The sequence below is a fragment of the Paraburkholderia tropica genome, assembly GCF_900109265.1.
Lineage (GTDB): Bacteria > Pseudomonadota > Gammaproteobacteria > Burkholderiales > Burkholderiaceae > Paraburkholderia > Paraburkholderia tropica.
Map to the genome: position 1 here is coordinate 31,415 of NZ_FNZM01000004.1, position 22,364 is coordinate 53,778.

20 protein-coding genes are annotated in these 22,364 nt (G+C 56.2%); 7 read left to right on the top strand and 13 right to left on the bottom strand.

Annotated features, from left to right (window positions below):
* Positions 1-8 precede the first annotated feature (8 nt).
* Positions 9-1,232, bottom strand: a complete 1,224-nt coding sequence (locus BMY06_RS06880; RefSeq protein ID WP_074982272.1) for an urea ABC transporter substrate-binding protein — start codon at positions 1,230-1,232, stop codon at positions 9-11.
* 296 nt (positions 1,233-1,528) lie between these two features.
* Between BMY06_RS06880 and BMY06_RS06885 the strand changes: the two genes are divergently transcribed.
* Positions 1,529-3,085: an amidase gene (locus BMY06_RS06885; protein ID WP_074982274.1), complete on the top strand. Its 1,557-nt coding sequence runs from the start codon at positions 1,529-1,531 to the stop codon at positions 3,083-3,085.
* A 132-nt stretch (positions 3,086-3,217) separates the two neighbouring features.
* Here the strand turns inward: BMY06_RS06885 and BMY06_RS06890 are convergent, their stop codons facing one another.
* The 7 genes from BMY06_RS06890 to BMY06_RS06920 form a co-directional block, all read right to left on the bottom strand.
* Entirely contained in the window at positions 3,218-4,342 is a 1,125-nt protein-coding gene (locus BMY06_RS06890) for a porin (RefSeq protein WP_074982276.1), read from the bottom strand.
* A gap of 243 nt (positions 4,343-4,585) precedes the next feature.
* Positions 4,586-5,647 (bottom strand): HoxN/HupN/NixA family nickel/cobalt transporter, encoded by a 1,062-nt coding sequence (locus tag BMY06_RS06895; RefSeq protein WP_074982278.1) that lies wholly within the window; start codon positions 5,645-5,647, stop codon positions 4,586-4,588.
* Positions 5,648-5,786: 139 nt separating this feature from the next.
* Entirely contained in the window at positions 5,787-6,158 is a 372-nt protein-coding gene (locus BMY06_RS06900) for a nitrile hydratase accessory protein (RefSeq protein WP_080180201.1), read from the bottom strand.
* Positions 6,159-6,169: 11 nt separating this feature from the next.
* The gene (gene nthA / locus BMY06_RS06905) at positions 6,170-6,784 is read right to left on the bottom strand and encodes a nitrile hydratase subunit alpha (protein WP_074982280.1); all 615 of its coding nucleotides are present in this window, start codon (positions 6,782-6,784) and stop codon (positions 6,170-6,172) included.
* 13 nt (positions 6,785-6,797) lie between these two features.
* Entirely contained in the window at positions 6,798-7,508 is a 711-nt protein-coding gene (gene nthB, locus BMY06_RS06910) for a nitrile hydratase subunit beta (protein ID WP_074982282.1), read from the bottom strand.
* Positions 7,509-7,562: 54 nt separating this feature from the next.
* On the bottom strand, positions 7,563-9,125 hold the full coding sequence (locus tag BMY06_RS06915) for an amidase (protein WP_080180202.1): 1,563 nt from the start codon (positions 9,123-9,125) through the stop codon (positions 7,563-7,565).
* A 207-nt stretch (positions 9,126-9,332) separates the two neighbouring features.
* On the bottom strand, positions 9,333-10,271 hold the full coding sequence (locus BMY06_RS06920; RefSeq protein WP_074982658.1) for a LysR family transcriptional regulator: 939 nt from the start codon (positions 10,269-10,271) through the stop codon (positions 9,333-9,335).
* 132 nt (positions 10,272-10,403) lie between these two features.
* Between BMY06_RS06920 and BMY06_RS06925 the strand changes: the two genes are divergently transcribed.
* Positions 10,404-11,069 carry an SDR family NAD(P)-dependent oxidoreductase gene (locus tag BMY06_RS06925; protein ID WP_074982284.1) on the top strand — a complete coding sequence of 222 codons (666 nt, stop codon included), beginning with the start codon at positions 10,404-10,406 and terminating at the stop codon, positions 11,067-11,069.
* A gap of 311 nt (positions 11,070-11,380) precedes the next feature.
* Positions 11,381-11,914, top strand: a complete 534-nt coding sequence (locus BMY06_RS06930) for a DUF1097 domain-containing protein (RefSeq protein WP_074982286.1) — start codon at positions 11,381-11,383, stop codon at positions 11,912-11,914.
* A gap of 54 nt (positions 11,915-11,968) precedes the next feature.
* Here BMY06_RS06930 and BMY06_RS06935 read toward each other — a convergent pair whose 3' ends face one another.
* From BMY06_RS06935 to BMY06_RS06955, 5 genes are all read right to left on the bottom strand, one after another.
* A complete protein-coding gene (locus BMY06_RS06935; protein WP_074982287.1) occupies positions 11,969-12,949 on the bottom strand; it encodes an NADPH:quinone oxidoreductase family protein in 981 nt (326 codons plus the stop codon).
* A gap of 244 nt (positions 12,950-13,193) precedes the next feature.
* A complete protein-coding gene (locus BMY06_RS40635; RefSeq protein WP_074982289.1) occupies positions 13,194-13,439 on the bottom strand; it encodes a substrate-binding domain-containing protein in 246 nt (81 codons plus the stop codon).
* A 182-nt stretch (positions 13,440-13,621) separates the two neighbouring features.
* Positions 13,622-14,065 (bottom strand): hypothetical protein, encoded by a 444-nt coding sequence (locus tag BMY06_RS06945; RefSeq protein WP_074982290.1) that lies wholly within the window; start codon positions 14,063-14,065, stop codon positions 13,622-13,624.
* A gap of 52 nt (positions 14,066-14,117) precedes the next feature.
* Complete coding sequence (locus tag BMY06_RS06950; RefSeq protein WP_074982292.1) at positions 14,118-14,498, bottom strand: hypothetical protein; 381 nt, start codon at positions 14,496-14,498, stop codon at positions 14,118-14,120.
* Positions 14,499-15,781: 1,283 nt separating this feature from the next.
* Positions 15,782-16,012: a DUF6471 domain-containing protein gene (locus BMY06_RS06955; protein ID WP_074982294.1), complete on the bottom strand. Its 231-nt coding sequence runs from the start codon at positions 16,010-16,012 to the stop codon at positions 15,782-15,784.
* Positions 16,013-16,483: 471 nt separating this feature from the next.
* Here BMY06_RS06955 and BMY06_RS06960 point away from each other — a divergent pair, with 471 nt between their 5' ends.
* The 4 genes from BMY06_RS06960 to BMY06_RS06975 all read left to right on the top strand — a co-directional run bounded on the left by BMY06_RS06960 (position 16,484) and on the right by BMY06_RS06975 (position 22,333).
* The gene (locus BMY06_RS06960; protein ID WP_074982296.1) at positions 16,484-17,338 is read left to right on the top strand and encodes a heteromeric transposase endonuclease subunit TnsA; all 855 of its coding nucleotides are present in this window, start codon (positions 16,484-16,486) and stop codon (positions 17,336-17,338) included.
* 294 nt (positions 17,339-17,632) lie between these two features.
* Positions 17,633-19,843: a cell envelope integrity protein TolA gene (locus tag BMY06_RS06965; RefSeq protein ID WP_074982298.1), complete on the top strand. Its 2,211-nt coding sequence runs from the start codon at positions 17,633-17,635 to the stop codon at positions 19,841-19,843.
* Positions 19,824-21,458 carry an AAA family ATPase gene (locus tag BMY06_RS06970; RefSeq protein ID WP_074982299.1) on the top strand — a complete coding sequence of 545 codons (1,635 nt, stop codon included), beginning with the start codon at positions 19,824-19,826 and terminating at the stop codon, positions 21,456-21,458. Before BMY06_RS06965 ends, BMY06_RS06970 begins: the two co-directional genes overlap by 20 nt.
* Positions 21,458-22,333, top strand: a complete 876-nt coding sequence (locus tag BMY06_RS06975; protein WP_074982301.1) for a TniQ family protein — start codon at positions 21,458-21,460, stop codon at positions 22,331-22,333. The genes BMY06_RS06970 and BMY06_RS06975 overlap by 1 nt, the downstream gene beginning before the upstream one ends.
* Positions 22,334-22,364 lie beyond the last annotated feature (31 nt).

Genomic DNA, 22,364 nt, shown 5'->3' on the forward strand with positions numbered 1-22,364 from the left:
CCATCAGATTAGAACTTGATGGTGTATTGCCGGTTATCTTGGGGGTTCTTGATGAGGTTGCACACCGCGCTCGTATCGCTCGGCGGTTGCGCAGGGAACGATTCGAGAACCTTGAACTGATGGTTCTTGACCTCTGCAATGCTCACGTTCTGAATGCAATGGTGCGTGGCTGGGTCAATCGACACTTTTCCGCTCGGGGCGTCATTGGCAATGCCGGACTCGAGTGCTGCGATGACCTTCATCCGGTCCACCGTCCCGGCCTTCTTGACACCTTCCGCCCAGAGGTTGAACCCCTGGTATGCGCTCATTGCGAGCTCAGTAACATTCGGATAGTTGGCGCCAAAGCGCTTTCTGAAGTTCGTCTTGAACGCCTGATTGACGGGGTTATCTGCCGACTCAAAATAGTTGTAGGCCAGCAGGAACCCATCGCACTCGGCCGGCGAAAGGATGATTTGTTCGTTGCCGATACCGAATGTCGTCGAAGCCAGCGGTATCTTCTTCTGCATGCCTGCCGCGGCCCATTGTCGATAGAACGACATGTGCGAACCGCCGACCAGGCACGAAACAATCATGTCGGGCTTTGCCGATTCGATTTTCGAGATGGTCGATGCGAAGTTCGTGACGTCGAGCGGAAAGTAATCGATAGCGGCAACCGAGCCGCCGTTTTCCTGCACGTACTTCTTAATCCACTGCGACGTGATTTGTCCGTAGTTGTAGTCAGCCGCGATGACGTACACCTTCTTGCCCCACTTCTTCATCGCGTAGGGGACAAGCTTCGCTACCGTTTGCGCCGGCGTGACGCCCGTGCAGAACGTGTTGCGGTCGCAAACGCCACCCTCGTATTCCTGGTTGTAAAAGTAAAGCGTGCGGTATCGGTCAAGCACAGGACGCACAACTTCCCGCGACGCGGACGTGATGCCGCCGTGCACCACCGCGACCTTGTCTTTCAATGCCAGTTGTTGCGCGTATTGCGCGTACAACTGCATGTTGGATTGCGTGTCGTAGTTGATGAACCGAATCTTCTTCCCCAGCAACCCACCCTTCGCATTCCACTCTTCGATGGCGAACGTCAGACAGTCGAACATCGGCTTGCCGTAGATATCAATTCCGCCGGAGAGGTCATGCAGACCACCAACCAGAATCTCGTCTGCCGCAGATGCGGCCAACGGTATCCCCGCACTGGCCGCAGCCAGCGATACAGCCGACGTCTTGATAAACGAACGACGATTCATATCTCTTTTCTCCAGAAATCAGCAAATTTCCAACTCTGTGCGCTGTGATGCTTCACAGCTTTAGAGGCAGCTTAAAGTTTCGAAATTTGTGATTCTTGGCGAACAAGGCCACAGCGTTTGACTGAGACTGCCAGGCGCAGTCTTCTCGATATCCCTGCTGGCCGTCTCAGCAAACCTGATTGGCCGTACGAGACAAGGGCCGGAAATTTTGTAAGGGCAGGATTGGCACTGTGGCTCCCTTCGTGCATCGCCGACGAAGAGGCTGCTATTGAATCCCCTTGAAATGAGGTTTGCTAATGTCTATTGGCCCAGAACTCCCTACACTCGAACAACTTAAGTCCATCGCGAAGGACTGCGGCGTGGAACTCAGCAACGAACTCGCCACCGACTACCTCGATATGATGGTGACGACGTTCAAGTCGTATCGGCGCATTGACCAGCTTGTGGAGCGCAAGCTGCCCGTCAAATACCCGCGCACGCCTGGGTATCGCCCGGCAGCGGATGAGAATCCACTAAACGCGTGGTACTGGCGCTGCGATATCCCGGGCGCGAGTGACGGCATCCTTGCCGGCGAGCGTATTGCCGTCAAAGACACTGTCTGCGTCGCCGGTGTGCCCATGATGAATGGCTCTAAGCTTCTTGAAGGCTACGTGCCTGATGTCGACGCCACGATTGTGACGAGGATGCTGGACGCAGGAGCAACCATCGTCGGCAAGGCAAGCTGCGAAGACTTCTCGTTTTCCGCGGGAGGAATGACATGCAGCTATGGGCCAGTCGGCAATCCGTGGAAGCCTGACCACAACCCCGGCGCTTCGTCCAATGGCAGCGCAGTCCTAATCAGCCAAGGTCAAGTAGACCTCGCAATCGGCGGCGACCAAGGCGGCTCCATCCGTTTGCCCGCAGCAATGTCCGGCTGCTATGGTCTGAAGCCGACGTTTGGTCTCGTCCCCTACACGGGTTGCGCAATGATTGAAGCGACCCTCGACCACGTCGGGCCGATGGCCAGCACCACCCGCGGCATCGCTAAACTGCTGACCGCCATCGCTGGTTTCGATGCTGATGACCCTCGTCAGCAAGGGCGCGTTGCGCCAGGCTTCGACACGAACTACATGCCGGCACTTGGTCGCGGCGTCGACGGCCTCAAGATTGGGGTTCTGAAGGAGGGGTTCGGGCAAGATGGCAGCGAATACGGGCTCATTACCTCGGAGCCCGAGGTCGACGAATGCGTCCGCGCCGCGGTCGAAAAGCTGCGCACGCTCGGCGCAACTGTCGAGGACGTCTCGATTCCCGAACATCTGGATGCGTACCCGCTCTGGACCGCCATTGCAATCGAAGGTGCATCTGCGTTCATGCTAAATGGACATGGGCTGGGAACAAACTGGCAAGGCTGGTACAACACGGCTATGGGAGAACACCTGGCGCGCGGCATGCGCTCGCGCCCGCACGACCTTCCGCCGACGGTTCTCAGCGTGCTGCTCAGCGGTGAATACATGCGGAAGTTCTATTTCAACCGGTACTATGCAAAGGCCCAGAACATGCGCCACATCGTCACCGATGCCTACAACGCCATGTTGAGAAAATACGACATCATCGTATGTCCGACCACGCCACATCGAGCGACGCTCATGGCGGACCGAGACGACCTTCCCAGCACCCTCGTTGGCAACGCGCTCGACCAACTGCGCAATACGGTTGTCGCAGACCTTACGGGCCATCCCGCTATTAGCATCCCTTGTGGTGTCCGCGACGGACTCCCTATCGGCATGATGCTCACTAGTCGTCACTTCGATGAGCACACGCTCATTGCAGCTTCTGCTGCGTTCGAATCACTCGGCGACTGGAAAACGATGTGACGATGCGCAATGCGGCAGCTCACCTACCGTGAGGCTGCCGCATTTTGGAGACGTGCAGCGTTCGAAAAAGCTGAGAACGTGCGGTTCAAAATGGCCACCGCACCTGTCCGAAGTCCCGCCACAATCAACACATTAGAACGAGTGTTGAATGCCTGCGTAGAAGCCCGTCTGGCTGTGTCCCGGCAAAGGATTCTCGTTGTAAGTCCCGTCGCTACCGACCCCGCCCGCACCAGCGCTATTCGCGTCCAATCCGAAGTTCGCAGCTTTGCTGTTGCGGACCGTTGCGACCTGCACATCAAGCAGCGTGCGCTTGCTCAGATTGTAGGACCCCCCTACGCTGTAGATGGTCGCGTTGCCGCCACCGTTGTTCGCGTTGACGTGGTAGACCGCTGCGATAAGAGCCGCCGCCGGAGTTGCTTGCCAGGTCACGCCACCCCATTCCTGGTCGGTCGTGGTTGGCGTACCATACGCCGCGACCGTAGCGCCCGATGTCCGCGATGCCTGGTACACTGCCTGGACTTTGAACGGTCCAAGGAAGAGATTCGCCCCAGCGAAGTATTGGCGCGAGTAATTGAACACGTCGTCGAGGCCGCCATTCGACGCGTTGCGAATTTCGTCGTAGATGCCGCGCAGTTGGAAAAGCGAGTTCGAATACGTTACCTGAATTCCATCCGAGCGCCCCTGTGTCGTCGTTCCGTTTCCGTTCCAGTTCGTCGCGTTCGAGAAGGAGTATTGCCCGTACACGTCGAATCCATTCCACTTCGGCGACTGCCACGAAATGTTGTTGCTGGTCTGAGGCCAGTTGCGACCACGCACAAGCGATGCGGACGACCAATTGGTCTGCCCGAAGGGGTCGAAATCCCAAACGCCATTCGTGATTGCGAGTTCGCGACCAAGAAGCAGCGTGCCATAGCTGTCATTCGCAAATCCAACAGTCGCCCAGCGATTCCACAGCGTGCCCGCGGCGCCGAGCGAACCGTTCGTTGTACTGAAGCTCCCTTCCAACTGGAACAATGCTTTGTTGCCTGCCCCCAAGTCCTCAACCCCCTTCATCCCCCAGAGACTCGTTCCCCAGTTCCCGCTTTCCATTCTCCAGCGCGAGGTCGAGCCGGTGTACGCGTTGTTAGGCAGTCCGCTGACGTACTCAATTCCCGCGTCGAGTCGACCGTAAAGCGTGACGCTGCTTTGAGCATTAGCCACCCCAGAAACAAGCGCGCATACAGCGAGTGCAACTCCGTTCTTCACTAGCGATTTCATTTTCGACTTGGCTCCGTTTGATTTTTACCGAGGTATTTCAGCGCCGATGTTATTTATCTAAATTTTCTACCGCTAGTCCGCCAAGGACAGCATCAGTTGACCATAGCAGCCACGTTTTAACGTTTGAAATTTGAACCGTTTTCAAGTCTACAAAACAAAAATCCTTCTTCTCTATAGAGAAGAAGGATTTTGGGAAGTAAGTTTTTTTAACGAGCCCCTTGAAAACCTATCCTAACTAGCGTCCTAGCTGATATTGATGGGAAGTTCATCGTACTTACCGATTTTGTAGACAGCCACCGACACCAACCAACTGACGATAAACAGCCCGATGACAAGATATCCGACCATCCCGAAGTTATCGGATATCTTTCCAACGAAGTCCCAGAAGGCGCCTTTCAATTGAAACTGTTGGGCTGACAGCGCGAGAACTTCGATTCCACCAATCAGCACCGCGGCCACAACCGAGACAAACGTAATGGTTATATTGTAGAAAAGCTTCCGCGCCGGCCGGCGAAACGCCCAACCATACGCCCCAAGCATGAGGAGGCCATCTGCAGTATCGATGAGCGTCATTCCAGCCATGAACAGCGTCGGGAATACGAGGATAGTTTCCACCGACATTCCCTTCGCTGCCTGCGAAGCCGATATTCCGAACAAAGCAACCTCGGTCGCTGTGTCGAAGCTCAGACCGAACAGAAAGCCGATGGGAAACATATGCCAGCTACGCGTCACCAAACGAAAGAGCGGCCGGAAAATACGGCTGAGAAAGCCGCTCTTGTTCATCAGAATGTCGAGGTCGTCTTCCACTAGCGCCTCGCCGAGTTTCACACGACGAAACGTCTGAACAACTGAATAGAGAATCTGAATGTTGACAATGGCCAGCACCAGCAAGAATGTCGCAGAGACGCTCGTCGCGATGATGCCCCCGACTGCCTTCAACTGGTCGAAGTGACCTTCGATTGAAGACGCTGCGAACGCAACGCCCACGGACAGTAGAATCACAATCGTCGAATGCCCGACCGCGAAGAAAAAGCCAGCCGATACAGGGCGCTTCCCTGATTGCATAAGCTTACGCGTCGTGTTGTCAATCGCGGCGATATGGTCAGCGTCGACGGCATGGCGCAGCCCAAACGTGTAGGCGAGGAAGGCTGTGCCGAGCAAAAGCGGATGAGAACGAAGCGCGACAACCGCGTAAATCCACGCGAAGACATTCGCGATAGCGATTACCGCAATCATCGCGATGACGCGTGCTCGCAGCGCTACGCGACTATCGTCACTAAAAGTGGCAATATATTTTTTGAACACGCAAGCCTCCGGTCGACATCCAAGTCGAGGATTCGGTATGCAATGAAGAGCCGGCCGGTGGCGTTACGCACCAGGCCGGCTGCTAACAGGAGGAACAACGTGTAGGTGTCTAAATGTCAACCGCGAGACACCCAACGAGTTAGAAGACCTCGTCTCGCACGCCGTCTCGGAACTCGTGTTCGCGAGCGTGCAACGCTTCATGGTCAATCAACGCACTACCTGCCATCGATGCTTCAAGTGCATCGAGCCAACGGAGGTAGTATTCGTCGACACCGTTCTGCCCGTGCTCGCGGATTGCGCGTGCAAGTTCGCCGCGGAACGTGTCCCAAGTGAAATGCCCTGCCTTGGACAGGCTGACCGCCATCCCGAACGCTCTGCTCTGCCAAGGCGCATCGAAAACCAGTTCGCCATTCGCGCGAGGCATCGCAATCTCGCCGGTCATGGCGGTTACGTTACGGTCGAGTTCCGCGCCAGCAGTATCAGCCGCGCAAGGGGTGTATGCCGTTTCCATTTCCGCAGCTCCTAGACGATTGCCGGCAGAACTGTCACGCCAACCATCGAGTCACGAGTAACCAGCTTTGCGAGCGCATCTTCCGTCAGATTCTCGCTGCCCTTCGGGCGTTGCGGGATGATGAAATAGCGGACTTCGACGTTGCTGTCGAGCACCTTCACCGGCTTGCTTTCCGGCACTGTCGTGCCGAACTCGGCGAGCACGGCACGCGGTTCGCGCACGACGCGCGCGCGATACGGAGCGTCCTTATACCACCGCGGCGGCAAGCCCAGCACCGGCCACGGATAGCACGAACACAGCGTACAGACGATAACGTGGTGAACATCGTCGGTGTTCTCGACGGCTACGAGATTCTCGCCTTCCATCCCGCTGATGCCGAGCTCAGCCACTGCGCTCGTAGCGTTCGCGAGCAGGCGCTTGCGGAACTCGGGGTCGACCCATGCCTTGGCCACGGCTCGCGCGCCGTTCATGGGGCCGATATCGTTCGTGTACGTGTCAATGATTTCGTCGATGACGGGACCTTGCAAAACGCCCTTTTCGCGCAGCAAAGACTCCAGCGCCCGAGCGCGGACCTCGCCCTCGGAGAGCTCGTGCGGATGGTGATGGCCGTGATGATGTTCGCTCATTTGATTCTCCGTCTTATGCTGCAACTGCGGGTGCGGTGTCGAGGTCCATGTAGCACTCGTAGAGGTCCATGGTCACACTGGTATTCGGCTCAGCCTGGTCGCCCCAGAGGTCCTTGCCTTCGAAACGGACGGCATACGTCGGCTGAGCGTTCTCGCCCTTTCGATGGGCGACCGTATCGGCGAGCGGATACGTTCCGCTGTACGCCACAATGGTGCCCGGCTTGTGCCAAATGAACCGCGGCAAGCGGCTGTGGCCCGGTACGGGAGCAATCCGTGCACGCACCCGGTCGCCGATGGAGAAATTCTGCTTCTGGTCGGGACGCCGAGCGCCAAGGCCAACGTATGCAATCTTCTTCGCGCCTTCACGCAGCTTTTCCACGACCGCCGGGTCGAGTTTCATTCCGCTCAGGTCAGGCAACGGCTTTCCTTCGCGGATTGCCTGCTGACGTGCGTTGATTTCGTCACGCGAAACGAAGCCATCGCGCACGACGAGTTCTTCGATGGCCTCGAGCCAGTGGACGTAATATGGCGTGTCCAAGTACCGCGCCGGCGGCATCTGCTCGATGATGTGCCGGAATTCGTCGAGCGCCCAAGTTCCAACCGTACCGGCGACGAGGAGGAGACCGAAGGTCAACCCTTCCCAGTCTTCGTGGAAAACCTCATCGTCCTTCGTCTGAATGGGACCGAGGTTGTGGTATCCGCCGATGTCGTGAATGCCAATCATGCTAACTCTCCAGTCGTTGATGCCCCTGTGACCAGGGGCGTTTTTTTACTGCTGTTAGCGGTATGCCCCTTCGCCGGTTGCCTCGTACGCCTTGGCGGCGCGGAAGACAGTCGCTTCGTCGTAGTGACGGCCGACGAGCATCAGGCCGACCGGCATGCCGTTCACGCCGCCGCAGGGAAGCGTAAGCGCCGGGTGATGCGTGAAATCGAACGGTGAGGTGTTGAGGGCCATCGGGTGCGACGTCTTCAGTTCGGTTTCGATGGACGTCGACTCGTCCGGCAACGGCGTGGCCGTCATCGGGGTCGTCGGCATCAGGAGAAGGTCGACATCCTTGAGCAGGTCATCGTATTTCCGTCGGAGTACGCGGCCAGCGTTGATGCCGTTGCCGTAGCCTACGTAGCCGATGTGGCGCTTCGCATATTCCGAAATGACGAAAAAGAGCTTCACGCTCGGCGGTGCCTGGTCGATACCCACAGCATTGTCGCGAGCCCATTCCATCATCGAAATCGGATACTGGTCATTGCGGGAAATACCGAAGCCATTGCCTTTCAAGACCGTTTCCGTCATGCCGGTCCAGCCGATTGCGGTCCAGATATCGAATCCGTGCATATGCAGGGGCACAGATACGTCAACGAGCGTGGCGCCGAGCTTTTCCAGCACCTTGGCCGCCGCGCGCACTCGCTCGCCTACGGCCGGGTCGCTGCCGGGGACCTCAAACCCTTCCTTGAGCACCCCAATGCGCAGGCCTTTGACGCCTTGGGCCATAGCGGCCTCATAGTCCGAAGGCTTGACGCCGTGCTGGCGTGCGTCGCTGCCATCCGGGCCGGCGATAACGCTCAACAGCAGCGCGGAGTCGGAGACCGTAGCGGTCATCGGACCGACATGGTCAAACGACGCGTCGAGCGGCGCAATGCCCGTGTACGGGACGAGGCCATACGTCGGCTTCAGGCCAACAATGCCGCTGAACGACGCAGGCATACGAATCGAGCCCGCCTGGTCAGCTCCGAGTGCCATATCGACTTCGCCGGACGCGACGAGCACCGCAGAGCCGGACGACGAGCCGCCGGACGAGAAACCGTCCGCCCACGGGTTCTGGATGCGCCCAGCGACGCTCGTGTGACTACTGCCCGAGAAGCACAGATATTCGCAATGCGCCTTACCGGCTATCTCGCCACCCGCGGCGAGGATGCGACGAACCACTTCAGCATCGAATTCGGGGACGTAGCCATCGAAGATATTCGAGCCGGCCAGCATGGGAAGCCCGGCGACCGGAATACTGTCCTTGATGGCAACGCGGCGTCCCGAAAGCGGTCCGGTCTTCGACTCAACGATTGCTGAGCGGACGTACCAAGCGTTGTTGGTGTTTTCCGTGGCAGGAGGCTCGACGTATTCGCGTCCGACCGGTGCTTTCGGCGCAGCCTCGGCTGCAATCGAGAAGACCGTGTCGTAACTCTTCACGCTCTTCGCCACGACATCAGCGTAGAAGCCAGCCTCGGACTCGTTCACGCCGAGGCCGAGGTTACGAGAAATCTGGAGAATATCCTCCGGGGTCGGTGCCGGAATGTTGGCAACACTGCTCTGGGCAGTACCGGAACGGTCGGAGCTACGGGTATTCACTTAAACCTCGCAATGGTGAATGTAGTACATGGTTAAGGCTAGGTCGCGGAGCCCGAGTCAGATGGGGCGAGTTCCGACCTTGCTTCCATGCTACGAAGCCAATATGCGAGATGCTTGTCCCGAACGGCCATTCGGAATTGACTGTCGAAGCCAATTTAGGGGCGGGAGAGCCTGCATCCGGGCGCAAAACACGACCGCCGTTCTACGCTAACGCTTCGGGTAGCTCGCCGGGCCGTAGGTTTCTCGCATCCAATGCACGAAGACCTGCAGCTTCGCTGGCATGCGTGTCCTGTGAGGGTAGTAGAGATAGAACGGGGCGCCGGGAACACAGTGGCGCTCCAAGACCGGCCGCACCATCCCACTGCCAAGTGCTGGCTCCGCAAACTGGCGATAAACATAGGCCAGGCCAAGTCCGTCGGCTGCAGCCTCCACTACCGTGCGCATCTCGCTCAGTATGAGATTGCCGCCCACGTCCATCGAGAAGGGTGTCTTGCGAGTCCCGAACCTCCATTCGAAGTATCGGCCGCTACCGCCAAACTTCTGACGGATACACCGGTGCCCGAAGAGGTCATCCGGCGTCCGCGGTGTTCCGTGCTTTAGCAGATAGTCGGGAGACGCGACGACAACCGTCTTCTGCTCGACACCGAGAGGCACTGCGACCATGTCCTGTTGCACGGCATGTCCGAGCCTGATGCCTGCGTCGAAGCGAGAGCCCACTATGTCGACGAGACGGTCATCAATCGAAACATCGAAAGTCACCTCGGGATAGCGCTGCACGAATTCCCGTTGAATCGGACGGATAAAGCACTGATACGCCACATAGGAAGTATTTATTCGAAGTGTCCCGCGCGGAACGTCGATGGTCTCCCCGACGTGCTGAACCGACTCCGAAATTCGGTCCAACGCTGGAGCAAGGGACTCGACAAGCTCCGCGCCCCAATCCGTTAGCGCAACGCTCCTGGTCGTGCGATTGAAAAGTCTGACGTTCAGTTGCTCCTCAAGGTGCTTTATGGTCCTTGAAATAGCTGTCGGAGTGACCTGCAACTCAGCTGCTGCCTGTCGAAAATTCTGATGCCTAGCGACCGCTTCAAAGGCAATCAATGCGGTCAAGCTCGGTGACGAACCGAGAGCCAAACGTCCACTCATAGCGGCCTCATTGTGAATTTTTTGTTCATAATGAGTGTAGTCTCGCGATGATTCCCTCGCCACCCCGAACCTCCTACCCTTGCCACACGCTCGCAACAGCGAGTTCTTCAACATCAGTGCAAGGAGTAGAAATTGAAAACTTATCTCGTGATTGGCGCCGGCCCTGGAATCGGTCTGGCAACCGCTCAAAAATTCGCGGCTGAGGGATATCGCGTCGTACTCGCAGCACGTGCGGAAAGCAAGCTGAAGGACGCCATTACCTCGCTGCATGAAGCGGGAGCCAACATCTCATTCGCTACGGTTGACGCAGCAGACCCGCACGCTGTCGAGCAACTGATTCGGCAATTCGGCGATGACCTTGCGGTAGTTCACTACAACGCTGGCGTTCTCCACTACGATGCGAGCGGCGCACTTCGGACTGCGCCGCTGGAGTCAGAGAGCGTTGAAAGCCTGCAGAGCGAAGCCACAATCAACCTCGTCAGCGCCCTGGCTGCTGTCAAGGCAGCCCGCGAGTTGTTCGCCCACCGCGGAGGCACAATACTTCTCACCGGCGGCGGATTCGGCATCGAGCCCACCGCGTCGTTCATCAACATCAGCGTCGCAAAGGCAGGCCTCCGTGCGGCTGCGAAAGCGCTGTTCGAGCCGTTGCGCGCCATCAACGTCCACCTCGCGACGGTTACGGTAGCCACTCTCGTCTCGCCGGAATCCGAGAAGTCGCGTGAAATCGGGGCGACTTTCTGGGAGCTGCATAACCAACCCGAGCAAGCCGCGTGGGACTGGGAACGAATCGTGAATTAACAGCGCACAAACTGCTTTTCAGCGTGCGGGGAAATCGATGCCTACTAAGGCGAGCTTTAGTGAGTACCCGCACCAATCCTGCATGTCTGTGCCAAGCAATAGAAATTGGCGTTCCTAGTCAAGCAGTTCCGAATTTGCATATCTACGATGCATTTCACGTCATGATGTGCGGAGCGTCTCTTCAACCCTGTCACCTGTGACGAGCGCGCGACAACCATTGCGCGCTGAAGTTTTGTATCTCGTTCCGGTACCAACGAAATTGCACTCGTTCAGTACGGACTCTCGAACTAAAACTACTTACAGGTGAAATCATGAAGGTCCGCTTCTCTATCAACCTCGGCATCTGGATTGGGCTGACGACAGCGATTTACGTTTGGCTATATCTGATGAGCCCGCTAGCCGCCGGCGGCGTCTTGCCCTGCTCCTTCATCGCGTTGCCGATTTTTCTGAACGGCGGCGGGAAGCTGGAGCAAATGCCCAACCACCTGACGAGTGCATTGCTCGGTGTTGTCTGGGGACTCGCCTATATCAAGCTCAGCGCAGTTCTCTCCCTCCTGCACTTCGCGTCCAGCACCGCCCTGGTGATTGCTGTCTTCATCGCCACGTCGGTCTTGTGCTCCGTGCACGGCATTTTTAAGCCGTTTGGATTGTTCTGTAGCATCCCAATGATGTTCGGTGCCATTGCGAGCACCTTCTTTGCCGGCGCCGACAAATGGCTCTATGTCATGTTGACGTTGTGCCTCGGCATCTTGCTCGGCTACGTTAACATCTCGGGCGCACGCTTCCTGGACGAGAACGGTCGATGGATGTTTCTCCGTAACCGAATGAAGCGGACGGCCATCTAACGAACCTGTCGTCAACGCTCCTGTCACCAGCGGGAGGAGCGTTGCGACGTACCATCAAGGGGTGACAACGACCTTTCCTATGCGCTCTCTGTCAGCAAGTGCAGCGAAAGCAGCTTCCGCTTCTTGCAACGCATAGCTTTGACGAACTGGTGGCTTGAGGTGGCCATCGACGAGGTGCTGAAAAATTATTCTCGTCACTGCCAATGCATCATCTGGATTGGAGTTCACGAAGTATCTGACGTCGACACCTACCAGACTTGCCGACTTGAGCAGCGCCAGATTGACTGGGAGCGTCGGTATCGCCCCCGCGGCAAACCCTATGACGAGATGCCTGCCTCCCTTCGTCAATGTGCGAAAGACCGACTCGAAATCTGCCCCTCCGACAGGGTCTACAACCACGTCTATCGAGCCGTCGACACCGATGGTGCGCAACTGTTCGCGTAGTGTGATGCTGTCCGGCGTGTGCACAACAACGTGTCCGACTCCAAGCTCAGATACCCGCGCTGCCTTCGCTGCAGATGAGACTACTGCTATCACTCGCGCACCCTGTAGATGTGCTATCTGGATAGCAGCCTGTCCCACCCCACCTGCGGCACCCAATACCAAAACGGTCTCGTCGCGCCGTAGCACCCCACGCACCTTCAATGCGTAGTAGGCAGTCAAGTAGTCGACCAGAACTGCAGACGCTACTTCTGCTGCGAGGCCATCTGGCACCACGGTCGCGTCCTTTGCTGCTGCGACTGCAAATTCAGCCAACCCTCCCCCGAATTGCCAAACCGCGATTCGTTGGCCGACAGCGAGGGTGGTGACACCCTCCCCAATCGCCTCGATAGTCCCTACGATTTCGCCCCCAGGCACATACGGGAATTCCGGTTTTATCTGATACCGGCCTTGCACAATCAGGCCATCTACAAATCCGAGAGCAGTCGCCTCGCAGCGAAGCAAAACTTCGCCGCGAGATGGCGCTGGCAGCTCAGTCGACTCGATAGAAAATGTGAGGGGACTTCCCAAACTGTTCACCACCGCGCGACGCATTCCGTGCCTCCTGAGCGCTTGATGTGCCGGTGAGTTCCTTCGCGGTCTCTGCCCTAACGACGACTAGACCAGCGTGCTCCACACAACAGAGTAGCGGATTGGCCCTTCGCGATTGTGCGCATTTTCACGGACGATTGGGAGCAAACAGCACAACCTGCGAGTGCAAGTGGAGCGTCATACAGCAATCGTTGTCGATTACTTGTGCGCAAAGGCGTCCTTTCGTGGCCCAAGCCGCTCAATCCGCTTAGTTGTGCGGCAGTGGGAGCACAGAGCCTCGAAGCACGAGTTTCACTGGCAATACAACGTGCGTCACGCGTTTTTCTGCATCAAATGCCAGTGACTGGAGAGCAGCCACGGCTGCTCGCGCTTGCTCGTCTGTATCCTGTCGGACCGTCGAGAGCGAATAAGCACAGCATTGTTGGCAGGAAGACCGATTTCCCAGCGGGCTTTTTTGTGATACTGAGTTCGTAGGCAGACATTGGCCAAGCAAGCTGGCGTCGATTCAATCGCACGCGACGTAGCCATCAAATTCTGTTGCCTTGTAAAGCTCATTTGCGGTACTGAGCTTGGTACACCGAAGATGAGTCCATTGCTTCCGTCGCGGAAAAATAGTGGAGATGGCAAGCCAACGCACTCGTCGACGGTCTACCAGACTTCGGCGCTGCAAGGTGTTCAGCACCAGGGGTAGTATATGAACTGGTTCCGCTTCCTCAACTGGAGCTTAAAATTCTCTGGCTCTGGCTCCGAAGGATGGACCTTCACCAGCTCGGCCGGAAGATGAAATACAGCCACACGGAAATGGACATCAGCTTTAGTATCGTACGGAAGAGGGTTGGCAAAGTCGAAACGTGAGAACGTACAAAATAGCCTCATCCAATCGTACATCTGCGCGTCTTGCATGAGCGCAGCCAACAATCCACCCTCTGCATCCTCGAAAGGAAACGCCATCTTACAGCGCCCTTTTGCCGTTTCGACGCATAGCTTGTGTTCATCCATCGCGAAAACAGCTGCTGCTATTGTCGCGGGATGCGTCGCAGCGAGCAGCCTGGTTTCAGCGCCAAGCAGTTCCCCAATCCATACTTTGCGTGAGTTAGGGTAGAACCTCAGCTTCAACATTTGACCTCCTGAGTCGCACTACTTTGGCTCGATTGCCCACGCTTTGTATTCGTCACAACGCAGCGATTACCTTCCTGAGAATCGTGACGGCATCGTCATCGGGTGCATATGTCGTAGGCTCGGCATTCCAGCTCGGAAAATCATACGTCTGGATACTCGCGCGCGCGGTGCCGTTGCGAGCGTGTATGTCAAGCCTCACGACTGGCATGACATCGTTCCCAACTTTCCGTGCCACGACCACGGTCATGCAATCACCACTCGGGCGAGCAGCGCCATATCGCTCCTCGCACATCTCCAGTACCTTTTCCGCCTCTTCAAGGATGCCGAAAGGCTCTCTCCCGTAAGGGGTCACGCTGCCCTCAATTTCGCAGAGAAGTGGCAACGGGGACTCACCGGCGAAATACTCTCCGTCATAAATCGAGATTATTTTCATGCTTCTGCCTCCAAGAGGCCTAGTGGCGACAACCACGGAACTGCGGAACTGTTCGAAAGTAAGGGCCGGTCCATTTGGGTCGAAGAACGCTCTTGCAGGATGTACGCCCCCAGTCAGCGCCGAGAATGAGGCGATGTCCACCACAAAGCTTTGATTGCAGTGTATTGACCTCCTCTTTCAATTACCAAGAAATCGCAAGTGCTCTCCTACAAAAAGACCAGCCGGAGCCTGTCCCATGATTGGTTCATCGCTGCTGTCTACGATAAAACTCGTACCGCCTCATCATGCACGTGGATAGCAAACCCACATGCCTCCTTCACTCCGACTTCTGGCAAAAGCGGGCTAGCAGACGATACCCATCTTGCGAGCAGCAAAAAAACACGCCGTTCATCTTCTCTCGCTCCCAATTTCATCATCCCAATCTTCATAACATCATTACTTTGATGTTCGTAGTCCTCTATATTCTTGCCGGACTTCTCAGCGATTTCACAGCAACAAAAGTATGCGGACTCGAACGCACATCGAAGTCGTGTATGAACTGACAGTGCTGAGTTGTGCGCGTCCCTGAGACACGCTGTGCTAATAGAAAGCCGCGGCCGCATTGCCTCAACCTTCGGCGGACGCCCCCTAATGAGTCTCCCTATCAACCAACCCAGTGCCGCGCACGAGATTAGTATCACCGTCGCCAATATGAGGTCGCCGTACACGTACATAAGGTACCGTCCACTCTTCGACTTCCGTTCTTACCTATGCCGACGCGGTTCCTGACATTTGCGCCTCAGGCTGCCCGCGCCACGGGTGGGTCTTGGTGGCATTTCTTCTTTGCCCGCAGGCGCGACCGCTATGCCTCGCAGCACAAGGCCCGACACACTCTGGCAGCAAAGCGTGGGCGTTCGACCTATTGCCAAACTCTTGCGAGCTCAGTGTTGTGTTCTTAAACCCGGATTGCGTACGAGACATATGCGGCGTCGCCGCCAATGTTGACGATTTCAACTGTTCCCACAGTCCTGCGGCCCGCAGAACTCCCGGACGGGAGCAGTTCTGCGGTTATCTTCAGCATCTCCGCTCCTTATAAGGCAGCGCGGCATAATCTCATATATGAGACGATAGTCTCATATATGAGATTATGCAAATACATACAAATTGGAGGGCGAGCCCGAATGCAGGCGCTCTTGATGCGCCTTTGCGGTGAGAAATGGGGCGCGAAGAAAAGGAGACTTAAAACCTACGCGCGGCAAAACGAAGTGGCGCGAGCAAAAGGGTTGGCGTAGGCCGCGCTCCAGCTAGCGCACGTCGGTCAGGTCCACGCGAAAGTCAGTTCGGCCAAGCGCCAGCATGGCCTGCAGGTAGAAGGCAAAACTAAAACTCCCGCGTGAAAGCTTGCTTGCGATTGAGCGTTCGGTTTCGGATACGCCAATTTGAGCCATCGCAGCGGCAAGCTGACGGTATGTCACGCCTTGGCGAGCAAGTTCGGCCCGAAGCACATTCCCCGCGATTTGGTACCAGTCCGCCATCCGCCTGTGACCTGATTGCAAAAGGCGGATTATTCCTTGCCTCCTTCGTATACGCTTCTATAATCTCATATATGAGATTTTTACGCCATATACGAGTTTCGTCTTATCTCAAAAGTAGATGCTTACGCGCGTGGACGCTGTCGATAGACCGTCGTTCCGCGTAAGGAGCTGCAGATGACCGAGTTCCACTTCTTTACAACACTCTCTGCGTTTCGGCGACGACGACGGATTGCGCTTGTGTAACCGCCACCGCATTCACGTCGGCGAAGGGGATTTCTTTAGGTTCGTCTCGCCTGCGTCCCACCTCGGCAACAACCTCCGTGCCAACTCACGTGCCAAAGGCCCCACTTTGTCTAAAGAGAACTGGCCCCGCCACGCCCGCCCGTAAATTTTAGGAAAAATTCATGCGGACATTTCTCGCTATATGTCCTGAGCACATATCGCTCAAGAACATTCACTACGGGAGTTGTCATGACAAAAGGAATTCAGAAGTGGAGCGAGCCGGTAATTGAACGGCTTATCAAAGAAGGTCAAGGTTCCGGAGAGGGCCCCGATTACGTGCCGTGGCTCGGCGTGCACGACATGGCATCAGCGGGGCGCACGCATCGCGCATGGAGCCCGGTCTATGGCCGCACCATACACCTTCAGTCGGACGTTGAGTGGCGTAGCTTCTTGCTGCTCGAATTCTCCGGAAAATTTCCCGAGTTATACGAAGGCTATCCACTCGAACGCAAACTCACGTTAGAGATTGCGGAAGCACTCGGCGTCAAGCACCCCTACTACCCTGGCACGAATGTTCCGACGGTGATGACTGTGGATTTTCTCGGCGTTGATAAGCGAGGTGGAGACCTGCGCTTCGCTGCCTTTGATTGCAAACGCTCTGAGGACATGGATGCAAAGAACGCTGACCACATCATCGCCAAGCTACAAATCACGCGAACCTACTTCGCCGGCATGAATGTGCCACATCATCTCGTACTTCATTCACAGCTGCATACGCAACTGGTCAAAAACATCGAGTGGATTCGCGGGGGAATCGCGAAGACCGGCGAAGACGAAGCGTACGTCGGCTACATCAAAGAGAAATCCGACCAGATGCTCTACGAACTCGCGAACACCTCGTACAAAGGAGCCCTCGCCGAGTATTGCCAGGCGTTCGATGAACGCCACGGATTGCGAAGTGGCGACGCGTCACGAGCCGCTCGAACGCTTCTGTGGGGCCACAGGCTGAAATGCGACCTGCGCAACTCTGATGTAGCAAAGCTTCCACTCCAAAGCTTCCTTGTTGAACCTGATTGCGCTTCTCAGCGAGCCGTCGGGCAGTGACGCACGAACCAAACCAGACCTGCAATTCATCCAACTACAAGGACATATCTCATGTTTCCTAGCAATCCTTACTCAAAAGGCGCCGTCGAGTCTGCTGTTCAACGCCTCACTTTCCAGAACGTCCGCACGTTTAGAACTCGTCCGTTCCACAGGAACTCACGGGAATCAACCTGCCTCGATTCATCGCTCACCTACGACCAGTCCGTTCAGACTGTCGAGAATGCAATCGCGGAAACGAACCGAGCGTTCTAGCAAATCGGCGTATCCACCGTCACAACATACACAGAGACTATCATGCAGGTCCTTTTGAAAAACGACATTTTTAATGGCAACGACGGCTGCCAATATCGTGTCGTCAAAACCTCCTCTCCCACCTCTGGCTGGGTCGTAAATCTGTCCAAGGCACACTCGTGGCCTGTCGAGCGCGACTTTGGCGTTCTCCGTAGTCACTCTCAATTCGACGCGAAATCCACTACTTGCTCGAAGTCGCCCGACTTTGCGTTTTACTCCGAAAATGCACGCAATCGCGCCAATGCGGCATACGAGGCGATTAAGCCCCTGCTTCTGAATGCAGATGGGTCTGAGAATGCGGATATCCTTGACGGGACTAAACGCAATCGGCTTGTACGTGCACGCGCCGAAGAACTTGGCATTTCCAAGACAACCATTTATAAGTATCTAAACAAATGGTGGTCACAGGGACAGAGCAAGTATGTTTTGATTCCTGGAAGCGCACGCAATGGCCTGAATCAAACGTCAGGAACGAGTGGCCGTGGGCGTACGCCAGAGTACGGCCGATACAACGTATTCCAGATGGGCACCGAAGATATCAAGCGGGCGAAAGACTTCATCGAAAAGCGCTACATAAAAAAAGAGCACGCTTCGCTCAAGGGCGTCCATATTGACCTGATAGCCAAACACTACTCGTTCAGGGACGGAAACGGGGACCTCGTGAAGCGTCCCGAGGGCGAACATCCCTCTATCCATCAGTTTCGACATATCCTCAAAACGTGCTTTACCCCGGAGGATGTGAAGCGCGGTAAAAAGGGCGATAAGAACTTCGACCGTGAAAATAAGCCGATGACCGGTAGTTCGCTCGAAGAAGCTGTCGCGCCCGGTCACATCTATGAAATTGATGCGACCGTCTTCGATATCTTCTTGGTAGCTGAAGCCAATCGGCACTGCATCATCGGAAAACCGACCCTGTACCTGATACACGACCGCAAGACGCGTCTGATTGTCGGATTCTATCTCGGTCTCGAAAACGCGTCGTGGACCGGCGCAATGCTCGCAATACTAAGCATTGCTGAGGACAAGCATGCACTGTGTGAGAAATACGGTCACCCATACGACCCCGCTCATTGGCCCGCCAACGGAATATTTCCCGCGAAGTTTCTCGGTGACCGAGGGGAAATGGCTTCACGAAACAGTGACCGCATATGCGACGGCATGGAGGCCATCATCTCGAACACACAGTCTCTTCTCCCTATCGGAAAGGGCGTGGTGGAGGCAGGGTTCCACGCCGCTCACTGCGCGATTAAGGACCTGGCACCAGGTTACGAGCCTCCTATGGAAGCTGTCAAACGTCGCGGGACGAAATATCATCTAGATGCAGCTTTGACGGTCGAAGAATGTACTTCGCTTATCTTGGGTCAAGTAATAAAGCACAACACGACGGTGATGAAAAACTACCCGCTATCACCCGCACAAGTCCTCTCTGGGTGGAATGCAATTCCGATTCAGCTTTGGAAAAAGGAAGTCGAGCACAATGGATGTGCCGGTGCCAATTACACATACGACTATCTTCACCTGCAATTGCTGCCTCGAACAACAGACGCCCCCAAAAGCAAGAAGGCAAAAGTGACGCAGCAGGGCATTGAATTCGAAAATTGCGTCTACAAGTCCGTAGACGACGACCCGACCGTTCGACAATGGATGGTCAATGCAGGCCTTGGAAAGGCACCGGAGGTGCACTGCTCCTACGACCTCCGACTAGTTGACTACATCATTGTTCACTCCAAGGGACGAACGTTCAAGTGCAAATTGGCCAAAGACAGTGCCCGCTTCTCAGGTTACTCGTTCGCAGAGGTCGAATACGTCCTCGCAGAAGAGAAACGGGCGGAGAAATTGCTCGAAGATGGGGCCAATCAGGCTGAAATGAACCGACGGCAAAGGGCAGAAGCTATCGTAACAAGAGCAAAAGCCGCGACCAAACAGGCTCGAACAGGCGGGGCGCGCTCCGCGCGAAAAGCAGATACCGCCGCTGAACGCAATGCCGAAAAGAGCCGTCGTCGACGAGCAGAGACAACTTTGCCGCCCACAAGCAGCGAGTTGAAGCCTGTCCGCAATGTGATAACGCTGCACCCGTCAGACCACGTCGGAGTCGGCGCTCACCAACAACCGAGAACACTAGTTGAGGCGGCGGCCGAACGCCCGCGCTCGCCTATCGATAATTTGCTGCGCCGAAAAGCACAGGAGAAAACGCATGAACTCACCCATCTTTAATCCTTACTGTGTCGAAGCCCGATACACGGAACAACGTATCCCTCAGTTCCGCGATAACGCGCTCATTGCTGCACTCCCGCCCATTCCTTCGGACGAGCAACTCGCGGAGGAGCTGTTCGAGCTTCCGGAGTTCTCCGTTGAGCAACGTGACTGGTCCGCGAGCGAGCGCCTCTGCATGGTGGCGGAACTCGCCCATCTTCTGCGGCCACTGCAACGACACCTCAGTCTCGCGCGCGCGTTTGACACGCTTATGCGAACCGGCTATTCGCGTCGCGGAATCCGTTCGAAGGAACACATTGAGACCTATCAACGGCTCTACGAGGCAAAACAGGAGGGTCGCGCCTTTCCGACCCAGAGTAAACGCAAGGCAAATCCCCAGCTATCGTCAGCCCTAATTGGACTTCCTGGGACTGGCAAGACTACAACCGTGCGCCGTATATTTCTCCGCTATCCGGAGGCTATTCTTCACTCAGACGGAGTCATGCAGATTCCGTACTTGCACATCGAATGTCCGCACGACGGCATTTCAGTTAAAGGCCTGGCCCTCTCTATCCTGAGAAAGCTCGACCTGCTCGTGCCAGATGCAAATTACTTCCAACTGTACAAGCCATCTTTGGCAGCAGATGTACTGCTGAATCACTGCGCACGTGCCTTGCACAACCATTATGTCGGGGTGCTGGTAATCGACGAAATCCAAAATCTGCGGAATGCCGGCAAGACGAACGGGGCGCTTATGGCCTCACTGGTAACGAGCGCGAACGAGCTTAGCGTTCCCGTCGTGTTCGCTGGCACAATGAAGGCACTCAAAGCTCTTGGGGTCGATGCCAGCGTTGCTCGCCGCAGCAGCGGTGCTGGCTTTCCCACCTGGGATGCGTTGTCGCGAAGCGGCGACCTGAACGAGCCCGGTGAGTGGGAGGACCTCATCTCGACTCTTTGGCCGTTTCAGTGGCTGCAGAAGCCAGTGGAACTCGATGACGTCATGTCCAACTTCATGTACGAATGTTGCCAGGGAATCCCGGACTTTGCCGTCAAGTTGTTCATGTGCGCACAATGGCGGGGCGTCCTCGATGGTACCGAGACTTTCTCCATTGAGACTCTCGCCGCAATCATGTCCAACGAGCTCTCGCGAGTCGCACCAATCGTCGATGCGCTCAAAACCGGTGATATCGACGCCCGCTGCCGCTATGAAGACATCACACCACCTGAATTCACATCGCTGCTCGACGATGCCCTTAACGCCTATGAAGGCGTGCGTCAGCGTGGAGCGGCGCTTACTGCCGACAATCCTGCCTTGGTACCGCGTGTCGCCAGCATACTGGTCGAGGCGGGCATCAACGAAGACCGGGCATTTTCAATGGCTTCAAAAGTCGCGAAGGAAGGCAAAGCGGTCGGCCTCGTCGACGCCACCAGTGCGGCACTGAAGCTTGCGAAGCCTCCTGCTCCCGTTCGCGGGAAAAAGAAGCGGGCAATCGATGCAGCCGCGCTCGTAGAACTTGCGCCGGACGATTATCGGAACGCCATTCATCGAGCGAGTGAAAGCGACACGACAACCTTCGACGAACTCGTCGCCATGGGAGCAGCACGGCCCCTGCACGAGTTGCTCGGCTACGTTTAATGCGTTATTTTCCGACACCTTATCCGGATGAGCTGCTTGGCAGCGTGCTCATCCGGGCTTGCCATCATCTCGGGCTTGCCCCGGCATCGCTCGTCAAAGTCCTGGAAGACAGGTCAAGTGACCTGTTTTACCTGTACCCGTCGTTCTTCCAAGGGTTATCGCGTCTAACCAATCTTTCTTCGAGCGAGCTGCTGCTTAACCACACTGTGTTTCCCTATGCGGCAATAGCATTGCCAACAAAAAGGCGGTCCCTCCTAGAACGCGAGCTTCTGACCGCCACGGCACGAGGAAACAGCGTCCGCCTGCGCGCCTCCTTAGGCCTACACGTCGAAGACATGTCCCGTCGGCGGTTTTGCAAGCAATGTCGCGCTGAGGAATGTAAGAAAATCGGTGAAAGCTATTGGCATCGCCTGCATGCGCTCCCGGGCGTGTTCGTATGCCCTCAACACGGTGAGCCACTATGCGTCTCCGGCATCTCCGTGTTACCAAAGCTGTCAAACGTAAACGCAAAGCTTCCACAAGAAGTAGACGGTTCACCAGTCGACTGGGGGCTCGACGCGCGAACATTGCAGCGACTCGCCGCTGTCGTGCTCGAGTCAATAGCGTTACCCGCAGAGACCTGGAACGATGTCAGCAATGAATATCAGCGATACGCAGAGAAAATTGACGCCAACAATCGGCAATGCTGCTGGGACGTGCTGCAATGTGTGCTTGATTTCAAGCGCTTTTACGGCGACCGATTCCTCGACAAGGTCGGCCTTCAGTTATCTTCGGTCGGCTCGGATTCCTGGCCAGCTCGCCTCGCTCACGGTGCACGCCTTTCTCCACTGTTTCAGCTTCGCCACATCCTGCTACGTCTTTTCCTAAAATTTTAGAAGACGACCAGCATCGCAATTTCTTTTGCTG